The organism is Pseudomonas sp. SDO5215_S409 (assembly GCF_054071325.1).
On sequence record NZ_JBSVWN010000028.1, the window covers coordinates 56,859 to 74,347 of the forward strand.

A 17,489-nucleotide genomic window follows, 5' to 3' on the forward strand; every position below is an offset into this window, starting at 1 on the left:
TGATGGTCGGCAGGCTCGCCATGTTCGCACCGTGCGCGGCATTCTCGACTGGGCTGTTGGCGAGGGCGGATTGAAGTGCGCGCATTGTCGGTGGCAAGCTGACGAACAGACGCCGTTGGCCACCCCCGCTTCATGCTTTTAAGCGTTTTTAACCAAGACCCCGTAATTTTTAACGCCACCGACAGGACGTTGTATGCGCAAGGATTACCTGGCGTTTTTTATTTCACTGTTTCTATCGCGCCTGGCGGACCAGGTGTTGCTGTTCATCGTGCCGCTGATCGTGTTTCAAACCACGCAGAGCGTGTCGTGGGCGGGGCTGGCATTTTTTGTCGAGTCGCTGCCGCGCTACCTGGCATTTCCGGTGTGCGGCGCCTTGTGCGACAAGTACCCGGCGGTGCGCCTACTGCATATCAGCCAGGTGTACCGGGCGGCCACTTGCATGGCGGCCATGGCGCTTTACGCGGTGTTTGGCGGGATTCACTGGGTTGTCGTGCTGTCGGCGGTGTGCGGGGTGCTGACCACCCAGGGCATCATGGCCCGTGAAGTGTTGCTGGCGCATAGCTTCGCGCAATACCGCTACGCCAAGACCCTCTCCTACTCGCAGATCGCCGACCAGGCAGGCCTGGTGCTCGGGCCTTTACTGGCCGCGCTGTTGCTGCAATGGACGACCTGGCCCTGGGCGGTGTTGGGGATTGCGGGGCTGTTTTGGCTGGCGGACCTGGCGATGCGGGTGTGGCAAAGCAGCGCCTGTGCGGCCGTGGTCGCTGTTGAACCGCAGCAGGGTATCGGCCTGCAACCGTTGCGCATCGCCCTCGGGCATATCCGTACGCTGCCCGAGCTCAAGCGCATCATCACCCTGGCGGTAGGCGTCAACCTGATCGTCGGCGTGACCCTGGCCACGTCCGCCGCCCTGGTGACCGGCCAGTACGCAGCCGGCAACGATGCCTACGCGCTGCTGCAGGCCGCGGGGGCGCTGGTGACCATCGGAATCCTGTTTTACCTGGCACGTGCGACGCTGGCCCTGAAAATGCTCGGCGGTTTGTCGTATTCGATGATTGCCGTGGGCGGGTTGATCACCGCGATCAGCCCCGACGTATGGCTTTACAGCGTCGGGTTTCTGCTGGTGGCGGGCTTTGACAAGATGTTCAACGTGTACATGCGCAGCACGCGCCAGCGGGTAATTCCGCGCAGAGACTTTGGCAAGACGGTGGGCGTGATCACCCTGCTCAACAACCTGTCACAACCCCTGGCTGGCCTGCTCGTGGCGCTGCTGGCCGCGCCGCTGGGGGCCCAGGCGGTGATCCTGTGGCTGACCGGCATCACCGCGCTGCTCGGCGTGGGTGTGGCGTCAGGCTGGCACGCCACTGTGAAAGCGGAACTCGACGTCCGGTGACTCGATCAGCGCCTGCTCGGCGTCGCGCACCCGGTCGATGACCTGGGCGATATCCTTGGCGTCGCCATATTGATAGGCCAGCTTCAAGTAACCCTGAAAATGCCGCGCCTCGCTTTTGAGCAGGCCGAAGTAGAACGTGCCGAGTTCTTCGTCCAAGTGCGGCACCATCGCTTCAAAACGCTCACAACTGCGCGCTTCGATAAACGCGCCGACCACCAGCGTGTCCACCAGTTTGACCGGCTCATGGCTGCGCACCACCTTGCGTAAACCCGAGGCATAACGGCCAGCAGACAACTGGCGCAGTTCGATCTTGCGCTTTTTCATCAGGCGCATGACTTGCTCATGGTGCACGAGCTCTTCACGGGCCAGGCGCGACATCATATTGATCAGGTCGGCGTGGCTGTGGTACTTGGCGATCAGGCTCAGGGCCGTGCTCGCGGCCTTGAATTCGCAGTTTTTGTGGTCGATCAGCAGGGTTTCCTGGTCGGCCAGCGCGGCCTGGACCCACGCGTCGGGGGTGCGGCAGCCGAGGAATTCGTGGATTTGCGGCAAATTCATAGGATTGCTTCCGGCACAACGGCAAAAATCGGCGACATGAGGCTCACGGGGTGTGGGTTCACAGCAAAGGGCGCCGATTATACCGACCGCGCCGCAGACCACCAGCCACCGGCCTTGATGTGCATCAACAAGCCGGATGCCGGGCACCAACTATAGTTGTGCAACGCCCAACCGTTCCCTGGAGATCCCGACCATGCAAGCCATCCGCAGCATTCTGGTGGTCATCGAGCCCGAACACTCAGACAGCCTGGCCCTCAAGCGCGCCAAGTTGATCGCGGGCGTCACCGGGGCACACCTGCATTTGCTGGTGTGCGACAAAAAGCACGAACACTCGGCGCTGCTCAGCCTGCTCAAGGCCGGCCTGCAGGAGGACGGCTATAGCGTCACCACCGAACAGGCCTGGAACGACAGCCTGCATGAAACCATCATCGACGTGCAGCAAGCCGAAGGCTGCGGGCTGGTGATCAAGCAGCACGTGCCCGACAGCCCGTTGAAAAAAGCCCTGCTGACACCCGCGGACTGGAAGCTGTTGCGCTATTGCCCGACGCCCGTGCTGCTGGTCAAGACGGCAACGCCGTGGGCAGGCCGGGTCATCCTGGCGACGATTGACGTGGGCAATGCCGACAGCGAGCACCAGGCGCTGCACAACGCCATCATCGATCACGGGTTTGATATCGCCAGCGTCGCCAAGGCCCAGTTGCATGTGATCAGCGCGCACCCCTCGCCCATGCTGTCGGCGAGTGACCCGGTGTTTCAGCTCAAGGAAACCATCGAGGCGCGCTACCGCGAGCAGTGCGCCCGATTCCAGGCCGAGTTCGATATCGAGGATGCACGCCTGCATATCGAAGAAGGCCCGGCGGATGTGCTGATCCCGCGGGCCGCGCACACTTGGGAAGCGGCGCTGACGATCATCGGCACCGTGGCGCGTACCGGGCTTTCAGGGGCGTTGATCGGCAATACCGCCGAGGTGGTGCTCGATGCGCTGGAGAGTGACGTGCTGGTGCTCAAGCCCCAGACGTTGATGGATCACTTGGAGGACCTGGCCAGCAAGCCCTGAGGCTCCCCGAGCGCATCCTTGAGAAAGCCGGGGGCGATGTAGCGTTGGTAGTGCGCCTCGGACAGGATAAAAAACTCCCGGTCAATGGCGTCGCGCAGTTCCGGCAGCGCCCACCCGCGAAATTCGGGCATGAGCACCATGCCATAGGCCTCAAGGTTGCTGATGACACGCGCGCCCCGGGCGATCAACTGGTAGGCCCAGCAGTATTCGGACTGGTGCGGCACAAAGCGGATCTTGCGCTGCTCCAGTTGCCCGCGCAGTGCCTTGGGGTCGAACACCTCGAGTTTGCCGGCCATCACCTGCACCAGCAATTGCTCAAGCCGCAGCCACACGGCGCGTTTTTCTTCCTCGTTGTAGCCGTTCCACTGGATCACTTCATGGTGGAAACGCTTGCAGCCGCGGCACACAAGATCGCCGTAGACCGTTGAACACAGGCCCACGCAGGGGGTTTTGATGGTTTGGTTGGACATGGGCAGCAACACACAAATCAGCGAAACAGTGGCCTATGTTAGCCCTTTGTCTAACGTTCATCACCCTGCAAACTTGGCGAGGCAACTTACGTTTAGAAATTTTTTGCCGTAGAATCATCCGGCCTTGTAAGGCGCCAATAGTCCGTTGGAAGCTGTTTTCAAAGCGTCACGAGCACAGTCGATCCTAAAGAACGGTGTTGGCAACGGTCATTTACCCGGTAGTGAATGACCTGCGCCAACCCTCATCAGCTCCGTTCCGCAGGCGTAAAACTTTGAAAGCAGCTTCTGTGAGGAATGTCGGCAGCGCTGGCTCTGCGGCTCAAAAAGCCCCCGAGCGCATGCGTGCCGCGCATTTCTGGATGAGCGTCCCGGACATCCATTTGGGACCACTGATGAGGGTAATACTGTGCTTGAAGCCTACCGCAAACATATCGAAGAGCGTGCAGCCCTGGGTATCGTTCCCCAGCCGCTAAACGCCGAACAAACTGCAGGCCTGGTTGAGCTGCTGAAAAATCCCCCGGCTGGCGAAGAAAACTTCCTCGTTGACCTGATCACCAACCGTATTCCACCAGGCGTTGACGAAGCTGCCTACGTCAAGGCCGGTTTCCTGTCTGCCCTGGCCAAGGGCGAAGTCAATTCTCCCCTGCTCGACAAGAAGCGCGCGGTTGAACTGCTCGGCACCATGCAGGGCGGCTACAACATCGTGACCCTGGTCGACCTGCTGGACGACGCCGAGCTGGCCCCGGTGGCTGCCGCGCAACTCAAGCACACCCTGCTGATGTTCGATGCCTTCCACGACGTGGCCGAAAAAGCCCGCAACGGCAACGAGCACGCCAAGGCCGTGATCCAGTCCTGGGCTGACGGCGAGTGGTTCAAGAACCGCCCGACCCTGGCCGACAAGATCAGCCTGCGCGTGTTCAAGGTCACCGGCGAAACCAACACCGACGACCTGTCCCCTGCCCCGGACGCCTGGTCGCGCCCTGACATCCCACTGCACGCCCTGGCCATGCTGAAAATGGCCCGTGACGGTATCGTGCCGGATGTCCAAGGCACCACCGGCCCGATGAAGCAGATCGAAGAAATGCGCGGCCAGGGTTTCCCGATCGCCTACGTCGGTGACGTGGTCGGCACGGGTTCGTCGCGTAAATCGGCAACCAACTCCGTGCTGTGGTTCTTCGGCGACGACGTCCCGTACGTGCCGAACAAGCGCGGCGGCGGCTTCTGCTTTGGCAGCAAGATCGCTCCGATCTTCTACAACACCATGGAAGATGCCGGCGCACTGCCCATCGAGTTCGACGTGTCCAACATGAACATGGGCGACGTGATCGACCTGTACCCGCATGCTGGCAAAGTCACCAAGCACAACAGCGATGAAGTGCTGACCACGTTTGAGCTGAAAACCCCGGTACTGTTGGACGAAGTCCGTGCTGGCGGTCGTATCCCGCTGATCATCGGCCGTGGCCTGACCGAAAAAGCCCGTGCCGAACTGGGCCTGCCGGCTTCGACCCTGTTCAAGCTGCCCGAAGCGCCAGCCGAAAGCACCAAGGGTTATACCCTGGCGCAGAAAATGGTCGGCAAGGCCTGCGGTCTGGCAGAAGGCAAAGGCGTTCGTCCTGGCACCTACTGCGAACCGAAGATGACCACCGTGGGCTCCCAGGACACCACCGGTCCAATGACCCGTGACGAGCTAAAAGACCTGGCGTGCCTGGGCTTCTCCGCTGATCTGGTGATGCAGTCGTTCTGCCACACCGCGGCCTATCCAAAGCCGATCGACGTGACCACCCACCACACGTTGCCTGACTTCATCATGACCCGTGGCGGTGTTTCGCTGCGTCCGGGCGACGGCATCATCCACAGCTGGCTGAACCGCATGTTGCTGCCGGACACCGTCGGCACGGGCGGTGACTCCCACACCCGTTTCCCGATGGGCATCTCGTTCCCGGCAGGTTCGGGCCTGGTCGCGTTCGCGGCTGCCACCGGCGTGATGCCGCTGGACATGCCGGAATCGATCCTGGTGCGCTTCAAAGGCAAGATGAAACCTGGCATCACCCTGCGTGACCTGGTTCATGCCATTCCTTACTACGCGATCCAGAAAGGCCTGTTGACCGTCGAGAAGAAAGGCAAGAAAAACGCCTTCTCCGGCCGCATCCTGGAAATCGAAGGCCTGGAAGGCTTGACGCTGGAACAAGCGTTCGAGCTGTCCGACGCCTCGGCCGAACGTTCGGCTGCCGGTTGCACCATCAAGCTGTCCAAAGAGTCGATCACCGAGTACCTGAACTCCAACATCACCCTGCTGCGCTGGATGATCGGCGAAGGCTACGGTGACGTGCGTACCCTGGAACGTCGCGCCCAAGCGATGGAAGCCTGGGTGGCCAACCCGGAACTGATGGAAGCCGATGCCGACGCCGAATACGCCGAAATCATCGAGATCGACCTGGCCGAAATCAACGAGCCTGTGCTCTGCGCGCCAAACGACCCGGACGACGCCCGTCTGCTCTCCAGCGTGGCTGGCGAGAAGATCGACGAAGTGTTCATCGGTTCGTGCATGACCAACATCGGTCACTTCCGCGCTGCCGGCAAGTTGCTCGATCAGGTCAAGGGCCAGCTGCCAACCCGTCTGTGGCTGTCGCCGCCAACCAAGATGGACGCGCACCAACTGACCGAAGAAGGCTACTACGGCATCTACGGCAAAGCGGGCGCACGCATGGAAATGCCGGGCTGCTCCCTGTGCATGGGTAACCAGGCACGTGTAGAGCCGAACGCCACCGTGGTATCGACCTCTACCCGTAACTTCCCGAACCGTCTGGGTGACGGCGCGAACGTCTACCTGGCTTCGGCTGAGCTGGCGTCCGTGGCCTCCATCCTGGGTCGCCTGCCGACCGTCGAGGAGTACATGGAGTACGCGGCGAAGATCGACACCATGGCCAGCGACGTTTACCGCTACCTGAACTTCGACCAGATCGCCGAGTTCCGTAAAATCGCGGCAAGCGCCAACATCCCGGTGATTCAAGCCTAAGGGTGTGCTGACATAAAAAACGCCGCGTATCGCCAGGTACGCGGCGTTTTTTTATGCCCGAGCGGTACAAAAAAAGGGCCGACCCGCCAGGCGGATCGGCCCTTCATCACGCCTGCATTCAGGCCACCAACGAGTACACCAGCGCGCTGATTGCCACCAGGCCCACCGCTGTCACAAACACGTTGGAGGCCTGCCCACGGTATTTCGCCATGGCCGGCACCTTGCGGATCGCGTACATCGGCATCAGGAACAGGATGGCGGCAATGACCGGCCCGCCCAGGGTTTCGATCATGCCCAGGATGCTCGGGTTAAGCGTGGCCACCACCCAGCACACCACCAGCATAAAGGCAGCGGTCGTGCGGTCCAGCGCCTTGGCGCCCGGGCGCAGGCCGGTCTTGAGCACCAACCCTTTGAGCCCTTCGCTGGCGCCGATGTAATGGCCCAGGAACGACTTGGCAATGGCCACGAACGCAATCAACGGCGCCGCGAAGGCGATGGTCGGGTTGCTGAAGTGGTTGGCCAGGTAAGACAAAATCGACAGGTTCTGCGCTTTCGCTTCCGCCAGTTGCGCGGGCGACAGGGTCAGCACGCAGCTAAAGACGAAGAACAGCACCATCACCACCATCAGCACGTGCGCGCGGCACAGGATCTGCGCGCTGCGCTCATCGGCATGTGCGCCGTACTGGCGTTTCTGGTCGACCGCAAACGCCGAGATGATCGGCGAATGGTTGAACGAAAACACCATCACCGGAATCGCCAGCCACAACGTATTGAGCAGTGCCGACGGCGCGGGCACGTTGCTGGCGGTGGTGAGGATGCCGCCCGTCCAGTGCGGCACCAGGTACACCGCCAAAAACAGCAACGCCACGATAAACGGGTACACCATCAGGCTCATGGCCTTGACGATCACCTGCTCGCCGCAGCGCACCACGGCCAGCAGGCCGAGGATCAGCACCAGTGACAAGATCGCCCGGGGCGGCGGCGCGATGTGCAACTGATGCTCCATGAAGCTGCCGACGGTGTTGGTCAGCGCCACGCTGTAGATCAGCAGAATCGGGAAAATCGCAAAGAAGTACAGCAAGGTGATCGCCGCACCGGCCTTGAGGCCGAAGTGCTCTTCGACCACGTCGGTGATGTCGGACCCTTCACGGCCAGACAGTACGAAACGGGTCAGCGCCCGGTGGGCAAAAAACGTCATCGGGAACGCCAGCACCGCCAGCACCAGCAGCGGCCAGAAGCCGCCCAGGCCTGCGTTGATGGGCAAGAACAAGGTGCCGGCGCCAATCGCCGTACCGAACAGGCCAAGCATCCAGGTGGTGTCCTGGCGGCTCCAGCTTGCGAGGGTTGCAGGTGTCGTTGCGTAGCGTTCGTCGACGCTATTGGCCTGATCATTCATCCGTTGGGATCTCCGCATTTCACACGGACGGGACGAGTCAGAAAAACCTGACAGGCAGCGCCCCGACCGTAACAGGGCCGCGATTGTCCGGGATTCGCCTGAATAAGCAAAGACTTAGCTGAGCAACGGTGGTGCGCCCCGGCGGCGCACGCGGGTTTTTTCGAAAAAATTATAGATTTTTAGTGGAATCTATTTTATACGTTCAACTGCCACACACCGTTCACCGCCCGCCCAGCCCGAGAACCTGCCATGCCCCGCGTGTCCCGCAAACAAGCCGATCTGAACCGCGAAATCATCGTCGAGGCCGCCACCCGCCTGTTTCGGGAAAAAGGCATCCACGGCATCAGCGTTTCCGAGGTGATGGCCGCGGCCGGCCTGACCCACGGCGGCTTTTATGGGCATTTCGAGTCCCGCGAGGCCCTGGCGACAGAAGCCTGCGCACGGGCGTTCGAAGAGTCCCGGGGGCGCTGGAAAGCCAAGACGCAAGAATGCCCGGACGCCGAGTCGGCACGCCGGGCCCTCATCGCCCCTTACCTGGACACCCAAAGCCGCGACAACCCGGGAGACGGTTGCCCGGTGGCCGCCTTTGCCGGGGAAATTTGCCACGAGCCCGACGGCAGCCCGTTGCAGCGCGCCTTTATCGACGGCCTTGAGTCGCTGCTAAAGAAATTCGCAACCTTGCAACCCACCGGTTCCGAACAAGGCAATCGACAGGCCGCCCTGGCCGAATACGCCATGATGGTCGGCGCCCTGACGCTGGCGCGGGCCAGTCGCGGCGACGCGCTGTCGGACGAGATCCTGGAAGCCACCCGGCAAGCCCTGCTGCCTGAAGCCGCCCATTGAGCGCTGCAAGGGCCTACCGGGTGCTGAACTTTTTCTTCGCCCGACAAACGCTGCGTACCACAAATCCCCCATAATCGATGCCCATCGCCCTCACAAAGAGCCGCCCCATGCCCGTCACCGTTCTGGTCCTGGTTGAAACCATCAACGATTACCTGCCGATCATCGAAGGCAGTGGCTTTCATGTGATTCTGGCGCCCACGCCCGCCGAACGTGCACACGCGATCAAAGCCCATGGCGGGCAGATCCAGGCCGTGCTCACCCGCGGGCCATTGGGCCTTTTTGCCGAGGAAATCGCCGCCTTGCCGCTGCTGGAGATCATCTGCGTGATCGGCGCAGGTTACGAGCATGTCGACCTGCAGGCGGCCAGCAATCGCGCAATCGTGGTCACCAACGGCGCGGGCGTGAATGCACCGTCGGTGGCCGACCATGCCATGGCCTTGCTGCTGTCGCTGGTGCGCGACATTCCACGCACCGATGCGGCCGTGCGGCGCGGCGAATGGCCCAAGGTCATGCGCCCTTCCCTGGCCGGCAAACAACTGGGCATTCTTGGCCTGGGCGCCGTGGGCCTTGAAATCGCCCAACGCGCAGCCCTGGGTTTTGGCATGCACGTGAGCTACCACAACCGCCAGCCCCGCGATGATGTGGACTACACCTATTGCGCCACCGCCGTGGAGTTGGCCCGGGCCTCGGACTTCTTGATCCTCGCCACCCCGGGCGGCGCGGCCACACGCCACCTGATCGGCCGCCAGGCGCTGGACGCATTGGGCCCCAATGGCTTTTTGGTGAACATCGGACGCGGCAGCGTGATCGTCACCGACGACCTGGTGGCCGCCCTTGAACAGCGGCGTATCGGCGGCGCGGCCCTGGATGTGTTCGACGACGAGCCCAAGGTGCCGGACGCCCTCAAGCGCCTGGGCAATACCGTGCTGACCTCCCACGTGGCCGGGCTCTCGCCGGAAGCGGCCCACGACACCGTGCAACGCGTGGCGGACAACCTGCTGGAATACTTCGCCGGGCGCCCGGTCCTCACCCCCGTGGCCTTGCCACCGCGCACTTAATCGTTAAAGCAAAATAATGGCTTATAGCCAGCGACCTGCAAAAACCCGTCTAGACTGCACCCGGGGAAACACAGGACGCCGGTGTTGGACTGGCGAAGGAACGCCGCATGTTACGCCATGGACGTGGGCCGAACCGCCAACGCGGGGCCATCGGGCTGATGAGCGCAATGACCTTGAGCCTCGCGCTGCTGCTGTTGGTACTGGTGGTCGACACCGGCCGCCTGCACCTGGAAAAACGCAAATTGCAGCGCGTCGCCGACACCGCCGCCCTGGAAACGGTGAGCCGGGGCGGCAAGTGCACGCCCCCCGACAACAACGCCGCGCAGTTTGCCCGTGAAAGCGCGATACGCAATGACTTCACACCCAATCAGGACCGCAGCGTGGCCACCGCCTGCGGCACGCTGGTGAGCGGCGCCGACTCTATTCGCCGTTTCAGCGCCGACCCACTGAAGGCCGAGGCGATTCAGGTGACGGCCGTGCACCGGGTGCCCACCAGTATCGCGGCGGGCGTTCTGGCGCTGTTTTCCTCGGGCAAGATCGACCTCACCACCACCCTCAGTGCGACGGCGGTCGCCGCCTTACCGCCACCGCCTTTGGCCTCGCTGACGATTCGCACCACCTTGCTGACGGTCGACAGCAGCAAGTCCCAGGCCTTGAATGCGTTGATTGGCGGCCTGTTGGGCGGCAGCCTGAAAATCAGTGCCCTGGGCTGGCAGGGCCTGGTCAACACCGAAATCAGCCTGTTGAGCTACCTGGATGCACTGGCCGTGGTGCTCAAGCTCGACGCCTTTACCTACGACGGGCTGCTGAAGACCGATGTGAGCGCAGGCCAACTGATCGAAGCAGCGATCAAGGTGCTGGAGCGCTCCGGTGCCCTGTTCACCGCGCAGATCAATAACCTCAAAGAGATCCAACTGATCGCGCCGGGCACCAAGATTCTCAACCTCAAAGACCTGATTCTGATCCAGAACGGCACGGACAAAGCGGCACTGGACGTCAACCTGCAGTTGTTCAACCTGATCCAGGGGTTCGTGCAGCTGTCCAACAAGAACAGCGCGGTCGAAGCGCTGCTGCCCATCAATTTGCTGGGGCTGGCAAAGGTCACGGTCAGGACCAAGGTGATTGAACCGGCGCAGATCTCGGCGATCGGCAACCCGCAGCTGATCGACAAAAAACCGATTGCCGTGCGAACCGCGCAGGTCAGAACGTTGATCTCGGTGGAGTTGCCGATTCTGGATGCGGTGAATGGCCTGGTACAAACCCTCACCACCGTTCTCAACATTCTGGGCATCCAGCTCAGCCCGAGTATCGGCGGCTCGTTGGACGTTGCGCTGGAAGCCGCCAGCGGCAGCAGTTATGTCAGTGACTTTCGCTGCAACGGGGCCGATGACACCTCGCTGTCGGTGGTCGGCACCACGTCGGCGGTCCGCTTGATGATCGGGCAGATCGACCCCACCCACCTGTTTGCCTCCAATGAAAATGAACTTGAGGTCAACGAGTTTCCCGTGCTGGACCTGGGCATCAAACAGTGTTCAGGGTTTACCTGCGGCCCCCGCCAGCCGTATGGCCTGGGCGGCATGGGGCTGAAGATCGACAGCCCGGTGGCCAAGACGGAGCAACCTTACACGTTCGTCACACCCCCCAAGATCAATCAGCCGCCCGCCTACTACAGCTTCAAGGCCAGCAACGTCATCGGCAGCCTGAGCAACACCCTCGGCGGCATCCAGCTCATCAACCATCCACCGGCTGCCGGCGGTTTGTTGGGGCTGTTGCTGGGGGTGGTGGTCAACCTGGTGAGCGGCGTGCTCAACACCCTCAGCGGGCTGATTTCCGGCCTGCTGAGCCCGCTTCTCGACCCCCTGGTCAACGGCCTGCTTGCCGGGCTGGGCGTGGACCTGGCCAAAGTCGAGATCGGTGCCAACCTGTCCTGCAACCCCGGTGGTCGCGCCATGCTGGTGATCTGAACCCATCAGGCAAGCTGATCATTGGCCAACACGCTAACCTATTTAGCCGCACCGACCTTGTGACCGGGCGGCGGCGCGCATTAGATTAGCCAATAATCCACGGCCTTAAAAATAAGCAGAAGGGATAAGCATGGCGCTTAACGACCAATCCACCCAGATCCGTGCGGGCGAAGAACTTGACGCCAGCCTGATCGATCCCTACCTCAAGGCCCACATCCCCGGCTTGAGCGGTGCCCCGACCATCAGCCAGTTTCCCGGCGGTGCGTCGAACCTGACCTACCTGCTGGAATACCCAGGCCAGGAGTTCGTGCTGCGCCGCCCGCCCTTCGGCAAAAAAGCCAAGTCTGCCCACGACATGGGCCGCGAGTTTCGCATTCTCAACCATCTCAAGGATGGCTTCCCGTACTGCCCCAAGGCCTATGTGCATTGCACCGACGAGTCGGTGATCGGCGCCGAGTTCTACGTGATGGAACGGGTCAAGGGCATCATCCTGCGCTCGGACCTGCCGCCGGAACTGAACCTGGACGCGGCCAGCACTCAAGCGCTGTGCAAAAGCTTCATCGACAAATTCGTCGAACTGCACCAAGTGGACTACACCGCCTGTGGCCTGGGCGACCTGGGCAAACCCGAAGGGTACGTGGCACGCCAGATTCGCGGCTGGAGCGAGCGCTACGAAAAAGCCCTGACCCCCGACGCACCCAGCTGGGACGCGGTGCGCGCGTGGCTCAACGACAAGATGCCCGCCGACCACCCCACCTCCAGCATCGTGCACAACGACTACCGCTTCGACAATGTGATCCTCGACCCACACAACCCGATGCAGATCATCGGCGTGCTGGACTGGGAACTCACCACCCTGGGCGACCCGCTGATGGACCTGGGCAACACCCTCGCCTACTGGATCGAAGCGGGCGACCCGCCGCCAGTGCAACTGATGCGCCGCCAGCCAAGCAATGCTCCCGGCATGCTCACCCGTCGCCAGTTCGTGGACTACTACGCCGAACGTGCGGGCATCCAGATCGATAACTTCGACTTCTACTACACCTACGGCCTGTTCCGACTGGCCGGGATCGTGCAGCAGATCTACTACCGCTTCTTCCATGGCCAGACCCAGGACAAACGCTTTGCACCGTTCATCCACATGAACAAGCTGCTGGAGCACATGAGCCTGAACGTCATCAAGCAGTCCGCCCTCTGACCCCCTAAGGAACCCCCATGTCCAAGACTCAACTGTTTGACCTCGACGGCAAGATCGCCTTTGTTTCCGGCGCCAGCCGCGGTATCGGCGAGGCCATCGCCCGGTTGCTGGCCCAACAAGGCGCCCATGTGATCGTGTCCAGCCGCAAGCTCGAGGGCTGCCAGCACGTTGCCGACGCCATCACTGCCGAAGGCGGCAAGGCCACCGCCGTTGCCTGCCACATTGGCGAGATGGAGCAGATTACCCAGGTGTTCGCGGGCATTCGCGAACAGTTCGGGCGCCTCGACATTCTGGTCAACAACGCCGCCACCAACCCGCAGTTCTGCAACGTGCTGGACACCGACCTGGGCGCGTTCCAGAAGACCGTTGACGTGAACATCCGCGGTTACTTCTTCATGTCGGTGGAAGCTGGCAAGCTGATGCGCGAGAACGGGGGCGGCAGCATCATCAACGTGGCCTCGATCAACGGGATTTCGCCGGGCGTATTCCAGGGCATCTACTCGGTGACCAAAGCCGCCGTGATCAACATGACCAAAGTCTTCGCCAAGGAATGCGCGCCGTTCGGCATCCGCTGCAATGCCCTGCTGCCGGGCCTCACCGACACCAAGTTCGCCTCGGCACTGGTAAAAAACGACTCGATCCTGAAGATGGCCCTGGCGCAGATCCCGCTCAAGCGCGTGGCGGCGCCCAGCGAAATGGCGGGCGCGGTGCTGTTCCTGGCCAGCGAGGCGTCCAGCTACACCACCGGTGTCTCGCTGAACGTGGACGGCGGTTTCCTGTCCTGACCGTGCGGGTGCGGGGCCGCCCCGCACCCTGGCGTTTCACGGGCGCTTGAACGCCCGGCGCAAGACTTCAATCCGTGGCCTGCAGGCACAGCCTTGCAGGTGGTCGTTGACCATGCCCGTGGCCTGCATCAACGCATACATCGTCGTCGGCCCCACAAAGGTCCAGCCACGTTTTTTCAGGGCCTTGGACAACCGCACCGAAGCCGCCGACGTCGGGTTGCCCGCCCAGTAGGCCAGGTCCACCACGGGCGGGCGCTCATCTTCGCCGGGCTCGAAGGCCCACATCCACGCCGCCAGCGATCCGGTTTCGTCCACCAGCTCGCACGCCCGCCGGGCATTGTTGATGGTGGACACAATCTTGGCCCGATTACGCACGATGCCCGGGTCGGCCATCAGCCGTTCGATATCGGCGTCGGTGTACTGCGCCACCTGGCGAAAGTCAAAGCCTGCAAAGGCGCGGCGAAAGTCTTCGCGCTTGCGCAAAATGGTGATCCACGCCATGCCCGCCTGAAACCCTTCCAGGCAAATCTTCTCGTACAACGCGATGTCGCCCGCCACCGGCACGCCCCATTCGTGGTCGTGGTACTGCGGGTATTGCGGCTCGGCCATGCGCCACGTGCAATACGTGGCGCCGGTGTCGTCCGTTGTCAGTCCTGGCGTGTCCATAGCTCACCTTGTCAAACGGGAGCGGGATGATAATCCAAAAAATTTCCGGCCCGCCAACCGCTCAAGCATCACCGTTGCGAACCCACTGGTCAGACCGGGACCCGACAGCCGTCAAATATTTACTTGAGATTTAAAAAACACCCTGCGTAGACTGGCCCCGCACTGGACTTACCGGTCAGACCACAACAATTAAGCCCCGGAACCACCGGGGCACCGAATAGAGATCCCTCCCATGCTCAGATGGTGCTCGCGTTCGATTTTCCTGCAAGTCGTGATTGGCCTGGTCATAGGCATCGTCTGCGGCCTGACACTTCCCGAATTCTCTTCGCAACTCAAACCCTTGGGTGACGGTTTTATCAAGCTGATCAAAATGCTGATCGGCCTGATCGTCTTCTGCGTGGTGGTCAGCGGCATTTCCGGGGCGGGCGACCTGAAAAAAGTCGGCCGCATCGGCCTCAAGTCGGTGATCTATTTTGAAGTGCTGACCACCGTCGCCCTGGTGATCGGCCTGGTCATGGCCTTTGGCACGGGCATCGGCACCGGCGCCAACATTCACCTGGAACAGCTCTCCTCTGCCGGCCTGAACGAGCTGGCCGACAAGGGCCACCACCTGCGCGGCACCAGCCAGTTCCTGATGGACCTCATCCCCAACTCGGTGATCGGCGCGTTTGCCGACAACAACGTGTTGCAGGTGCTGCTGTTCTCGGTGCTGTTTGGCAGCGCGCTGAACCTTGTAGGCGAATCGGCCTCGGGTATCTCGCGACTCATCAACGAACTGAGCCACGTGATCTTTCGCATCATGGGCATGATCGTGCGCCTGGCGCCCATCGGCGTATTCGGCGCCATTGCGTTCACCACCAGCACCTACGGCCTGGATTCGCTGCAACACCTGGGCAGCCTGGTGGGCCTGTTCTACCTCACGTGCCTGGCCTTTGTCGCACTGATACTGGGCCTGGTGATGCGCCTCTCCGGCCTGCGCATGCTGCCGTTGCTCAAGTACCTGCGCGAGGAACTGCTGATCGTGATGGGCACGGCCTCCTCCGACGCAGTGCTGCCACAGATCATGCGCAAACTGGAACACCTGGGCATTGGCAGCTCCACCGTAGGCCTGGTGATTCCCACCGGCTATTCGTTCAACCTGGACGGCTTTTCGATCTACCTGACCCTGGCCATCGTGTTCATCGCTAACGCCACCGGCACACCGCTGTCGATGACCGACCTGCTGACCATCCTGCTGGTGTCGCTCATCACCTCCAAAGGCGCCCACGGCATTCCGGGTTCGGCGCTGGTGATCCTGGCGGCCACCCTCACGGCGATCCCGGCGATTCCGGTGGTCGGCCTCGTGCTGGTGCTGGCGGTAGACTGGTTCATGGGCATTGGCCGCGCATTGACTAACCTGATCGGCAACTGCGTTGCCACCGTGGCCATCGCACGCTGGGAAAAAGACATTGATATCCAGCGCGCCAACAAGGTGCTGGACGGCCAGCAAGGCTATGCGTTCCAGGCGAAAAAACCGGTATTGCCGGCCCATCAGGAGTTTTGAACATCACCGCCCCTCCCCCGGGGCGGTCACCCCTTATTCAGGAGGCACGACGTGATCAGCACCTCAACCGTCGTCAATTCAGTGGTAGAAAAACTGCGCGCCGCCCTCGCCAAGGGCCAGTGGCGGCGCGGTGAAATGCTGCCCGGCCAACGCGAACTGGCCGAGCAAATGGGCATCAGCCGCCCAAGCCTGCGTGAAGCGGTGATCGTGCTGGAAACCCTCGGGCTGGTGCGCTCCATGCCCGGCAAGGGCGTGGTGGTGCTGGAAACCCGCGTGGCCGACAGCGACGCCCGCGACAGCGCCGTGGCCGACGCCAGCCTGGCCGATGTCCTGCAACTGCGTTACACCCTGGAGCCCTTCATTGTCGGCCTTGTCGCGCAGTCCATCAGCAGCAAGGAAGTCGGCCAATTGCGCCTGACCCTCATGGACATGCGCGAAGCCCTCGAGGCCGGTGACAGCGAGGCCGGGATGAACGCCTACATTGCGTTCCACGAGGAGCTGTTTGCACTCACCTCCAATCCGATTTTCCAGAACGTGGTGCAACAGACCAGCAACGCGCTGAAGCAAAGCGCCCAGGTGCTGCGCAACTCGCCCGAACACCTGGCCGAGCGCCTGCAAGAAAACGATGCGGTGGTGCGCGCCATCCGCAACAAGAACAGCGCCCTGGCCAGCGCCGAAATGCGCCGGCACATCCTGCAGGAAGGGCTGCGCATGGGCATTGCCCTGAACATCCCGGACGACCACCTGGGCAGTTGACTGACGGAGAACGGCCATGACCGCACACGCCCTGCAACGCGACAACGTCATCACCCTGCCCACGGTGCGCCTGGTCACGGGCAAAAAGCTCTCGGTGGACGACATCTACCCGCGCCTGTTCGACGCCATCCTGGAACAACGCATCGCCCCGGCCAGCCGCTTCACCGAGCAAAGCCTGGGCGAAACGTTCGGGGTGAGCCGCAGCGTGATTCGCCGGGTGCTGGCCAAGCTCTCGCACCAGCAGGTCATCATCCTGCGCCCCAACCACCGCGCCCAGGTAGCCGCACCGGATGCCCAGCAAACCCGGCAAATCCTGGAAGCCCGGCGGCTGACGGAAATCACCGTGGTGCAACTGGCCTGCGCCCAGGCCAAACCGGCGCAACTGCGCCAACTGCGCGAGCTGATCGCACGGGAACGGGACTGCATCGAACGCGACCAACGCGCACCGGCGATTCGCTTGTCTGGGGAATTCCACCTGCAACTGGCCGCCATCGCCGGTAACCAGCCGCTGGCGCAATTTCTCAATAGCCTGGTGCCGCTGACGTCGCTGGTGATTGCCCAATATGAAAAGAAAGCCTGCACGTATTGCGCGTGGCAGGAACATGTGGCGATCGTGGATGCGCTGGAGCGCGGGGACGTGCGCTCGGCTGTCGAGTTGATGACCCGGCACCTGGACCACCTGGAAGCCAAGCTGCTTGCGCGTGACTGAACCGCGCAGCGCTTCAACGGCCGCATAGAGTAGGAGGCGGATTCACATCCGCCGTCCTCTCACACCACCGTACGTAC

At 62.1% G+C, this 17,489-nt stretch carries 15 protein-coding genes; 11 read left to right on the plus strand and 4 right to left on the minus strand.

Annotated elements, in window-relative coordinates; translation table 11 throughout:
- Positions 1 to 193 precede the first annotated feature (193 nt).
- Positions 194 to 1,393 (plus strand): MFS transporter, encoded by a 1,200-nt coding sequence (locus ACW9H9_RS15990; protein ID WP_457344187.1) that lies wholly within the window; start codon positions 194 to 196, stop codon positions 1,391 to 1,393.
- Here ACW9H9_RS15990 and miaE read toward each other — a convergent pair.
- On the minus strand, positions 1,349 to 1,951 hold the full coding sequence (miaE, locus tag ACW9H9_RS15995; protein WP_457344188.1) for a tRNA isopentenyl-2-thiomethyl-A-37 hydroxylase MiaE: 603 nt from the start codon (positions 1,949 to 1,951) through the stop codon (positions 1,349 to 1,351). The genes ACW9H9_RS15990 and miaE overlap by 45 nt on opposite strands.
- Before the next feature lie 193 nt (positions 1,952 to 2,144).
- Here miaE and ACW9H9_RS16000 point away from each other — a divergent pair, with 193 nt between their 5' ends.
- Positions 2,145 to 3,008 carry a universal stress protein gene (locus tag ACW9H9_RS16000; RefSeq protein ID WP_457344189.1) on the plus strand — a complete coding sequence of 288 codons (864 nt, stop codon included), beginning with the start codon at positions 2,145 to 2,147 and terminating at the stop codon, positions 3,006 to 3,008.
- Here ACW9H9_RS16000 and ACW9H9_RS16005 read toward each other — a convergent pair.
- A complete protein-coding gene (locus tag ACW9H9_RS16005; RefSeq protein WP_457344190.1) occupies positions 2,978 to 3,478 on the minus strand; it encodes a DUF1289 domain-containing protein in 501 nt (166 codons plus the stop codon). The two genes, ACW9H9_RS16000 and ACW9H9_RS16005, sit on opposite strands and share 31 nt — an antisense overlap.
- 406 nt (positions 3,479 to 3,884) lie before the next feature.
- Here ACW9H9_RS16005 and acnB point away from each other — a divergent pair, with 406 nt between their 5' ends.
- Entirely contained in the window at positions 3,885 to 6,494 is a 2,610-nt protein-coding gene (acnB, locus tag ACW9H9_RS16010; RefSeq protein ID WP_457344191.1) for a bifunctional aconitate hydratase 2/2-methylisocitrate dehydratase, read from the plus strand.
- 118 nt (positions 6,495 to 6,612) lie between these two features.
- On the opposite strand, the gene ACW9H9_RS16015 is transcribed toward acnB, so the two are convergent.
- Positions 6,613 to 7,890: a serine/threonine transporter gene (locus ACW9H9_RS16015; RefSeq protein WP_457344192.1), complete on the minus strand. Its 1,278-nt coding sequence runs from the start codon at positions 7,888 to 7,890 to the stop codon at positions 6,613 to 6,615.
- Between the two features lie 249 nt (positions 7,891 to 8,139).
- On the opposite strand from ACW9H9_RS16015, the gene ACW9H9_RS16020 reads away from it, so the two are divergent.
- The 5 genes from ACW9H9_RS16020 to ACW9H9_RS16040 all read left to right on the plus strand — a co-directional run bounded on the left by ACW9H9_RS16020 (position 8,140) and on the right by ACW9H9_RS16040 (position 13,738).
- On the plus strand, positions 8,140 to 8,733 hold the full coding sequence (locus ACW9H9_RS16020) for a TetR/AcrR family transcriptional regulator (RefSeq protein WP_457344193.1): 594 nt from the start codon (positions 8,140 to 8,142) through the stop codon (positions 8,731 to 8,733).
- A gap of 107 nt (positions 8,734 to 8,840) precedes the next feature.
- On the plus strand, positions 8,841 to 9,791 hold the full coding sequence (locus tag ACW9H9_RS16025; RefSeq protein ID WP_457344194.1) for a 2-hydroxyacid dehydrogenase: 951 nt from the start codon (positions 8,841 to 8,843) through the stop codon (positions 9,789 to 9,791).
- Between the two features lie 107 nt (positions 9,792 to 9,898).
- Positions 9,899 to 11,755 carry a pilus assembly protein TadG-related protein gene (locus tag ACW9H9_RS16030; RefSeq protein WP_457344195.1) on the plus strand — a complete coding sequence of 619 codons (1,857 nt, stop codon included), beginning with the start codon at positions 9,899 to 9,901 and terminating at the stop codon, positions 11,753 to 11,755.
- A gap of 130 nt (positions 11,756 to 11,885) precedes the next feature.
- Positions 11,886 to 12,953, plus strand: coding sequence for a phosphotransferase family protein (locus tag ACW9H9_RS16035; RefSeq protein WP_457344196.1), 1,068 nt, complete (start codon positions 11,886 to 11,888; stop codon positions 12,951 to 12,953).
- A 17-nt stretch (positions 12,954 to 12,970) separates the two neighbouring features.
- On the plus strand, positions 12,971 to 13,738 hold the full coding sequence (locus tag ACW9H9_RS16040; protein ID WP_457344197.1) for an SDR family oxidoreductase: 768 nt from the start codon (positions 12,971 to 12,973) through the stop codon (positions 13,736 to 13,738).
- Positions 13,739 to 13,774: 36 nt separating this feature from the next.
- Here ACW9H9_RS16040 and ACW9H9_RS16045 read toward each other — a convergent pair whose 3' ends face one another.
- Complete coding sequence (locus ACW9H9_RS16045) at positions 13,775 to 14,404, minus strand: DNA-3-methyladenine glycosylase I (protein ID WP_457344198.1); 630 nt, start codon at positions 14,402 to 14,404, stop codon at positions 13,775 to 13,777.
- A 217-nt stretch (positions 14,405 to 14,621) separates the two neighbouring features.
- On the opposite strand from ACW9H9_RS16045, the gene ACW9H9_RS16050 reads away from it, so the two are divergent.
- The 3 genes from ACW9H9_RS16050 to ACW9H9_RS16060 are packed head-to-tail and all read left to right on the plus strand — an operon-like array spanning position 14,622 to position 17,412.
- Complete coding sequence (locus tag ACW9H9_RS16050) at positions 14,622 to 15,947, plus strand: C4-dicarboxylate transporter DctA (RefSeq protein WP_457344201.1); 1,326 nt, start codon at positions 14,622 to 14,624, stop codon at positions 15,945 to 15,947.
- Between the two features lie 51 nt (positions 15,948 to 15,998).
- Positions 15,999 to 16,703, plus strand: coding sequence for a FadR/GntR family transcriptional regulator (locus ACW9H9_RS16055; RefSeq protein ID WP_457344199.1), 705 nt, complete (start codon positions 15,999 to 16,001; stop codon positions 16,701 to 16,703).
- 16 nt (positions 16,704 to 16,719) lie between these two features.
- Complete coding sequence (locus ACW9H9_RS16060; RefSeq protein ID WP_457344200.1) at positions 16,720 to 17,412, plus strand: GntR family transcriptional regulator; 693 nt, start codon at positions 16,720 to 16,722, stop codon at positions 17,410 to 17,412.
- The last annotated feature ends 77 nt before the right edge of the window (positions 17,413 to 17,489 follow it).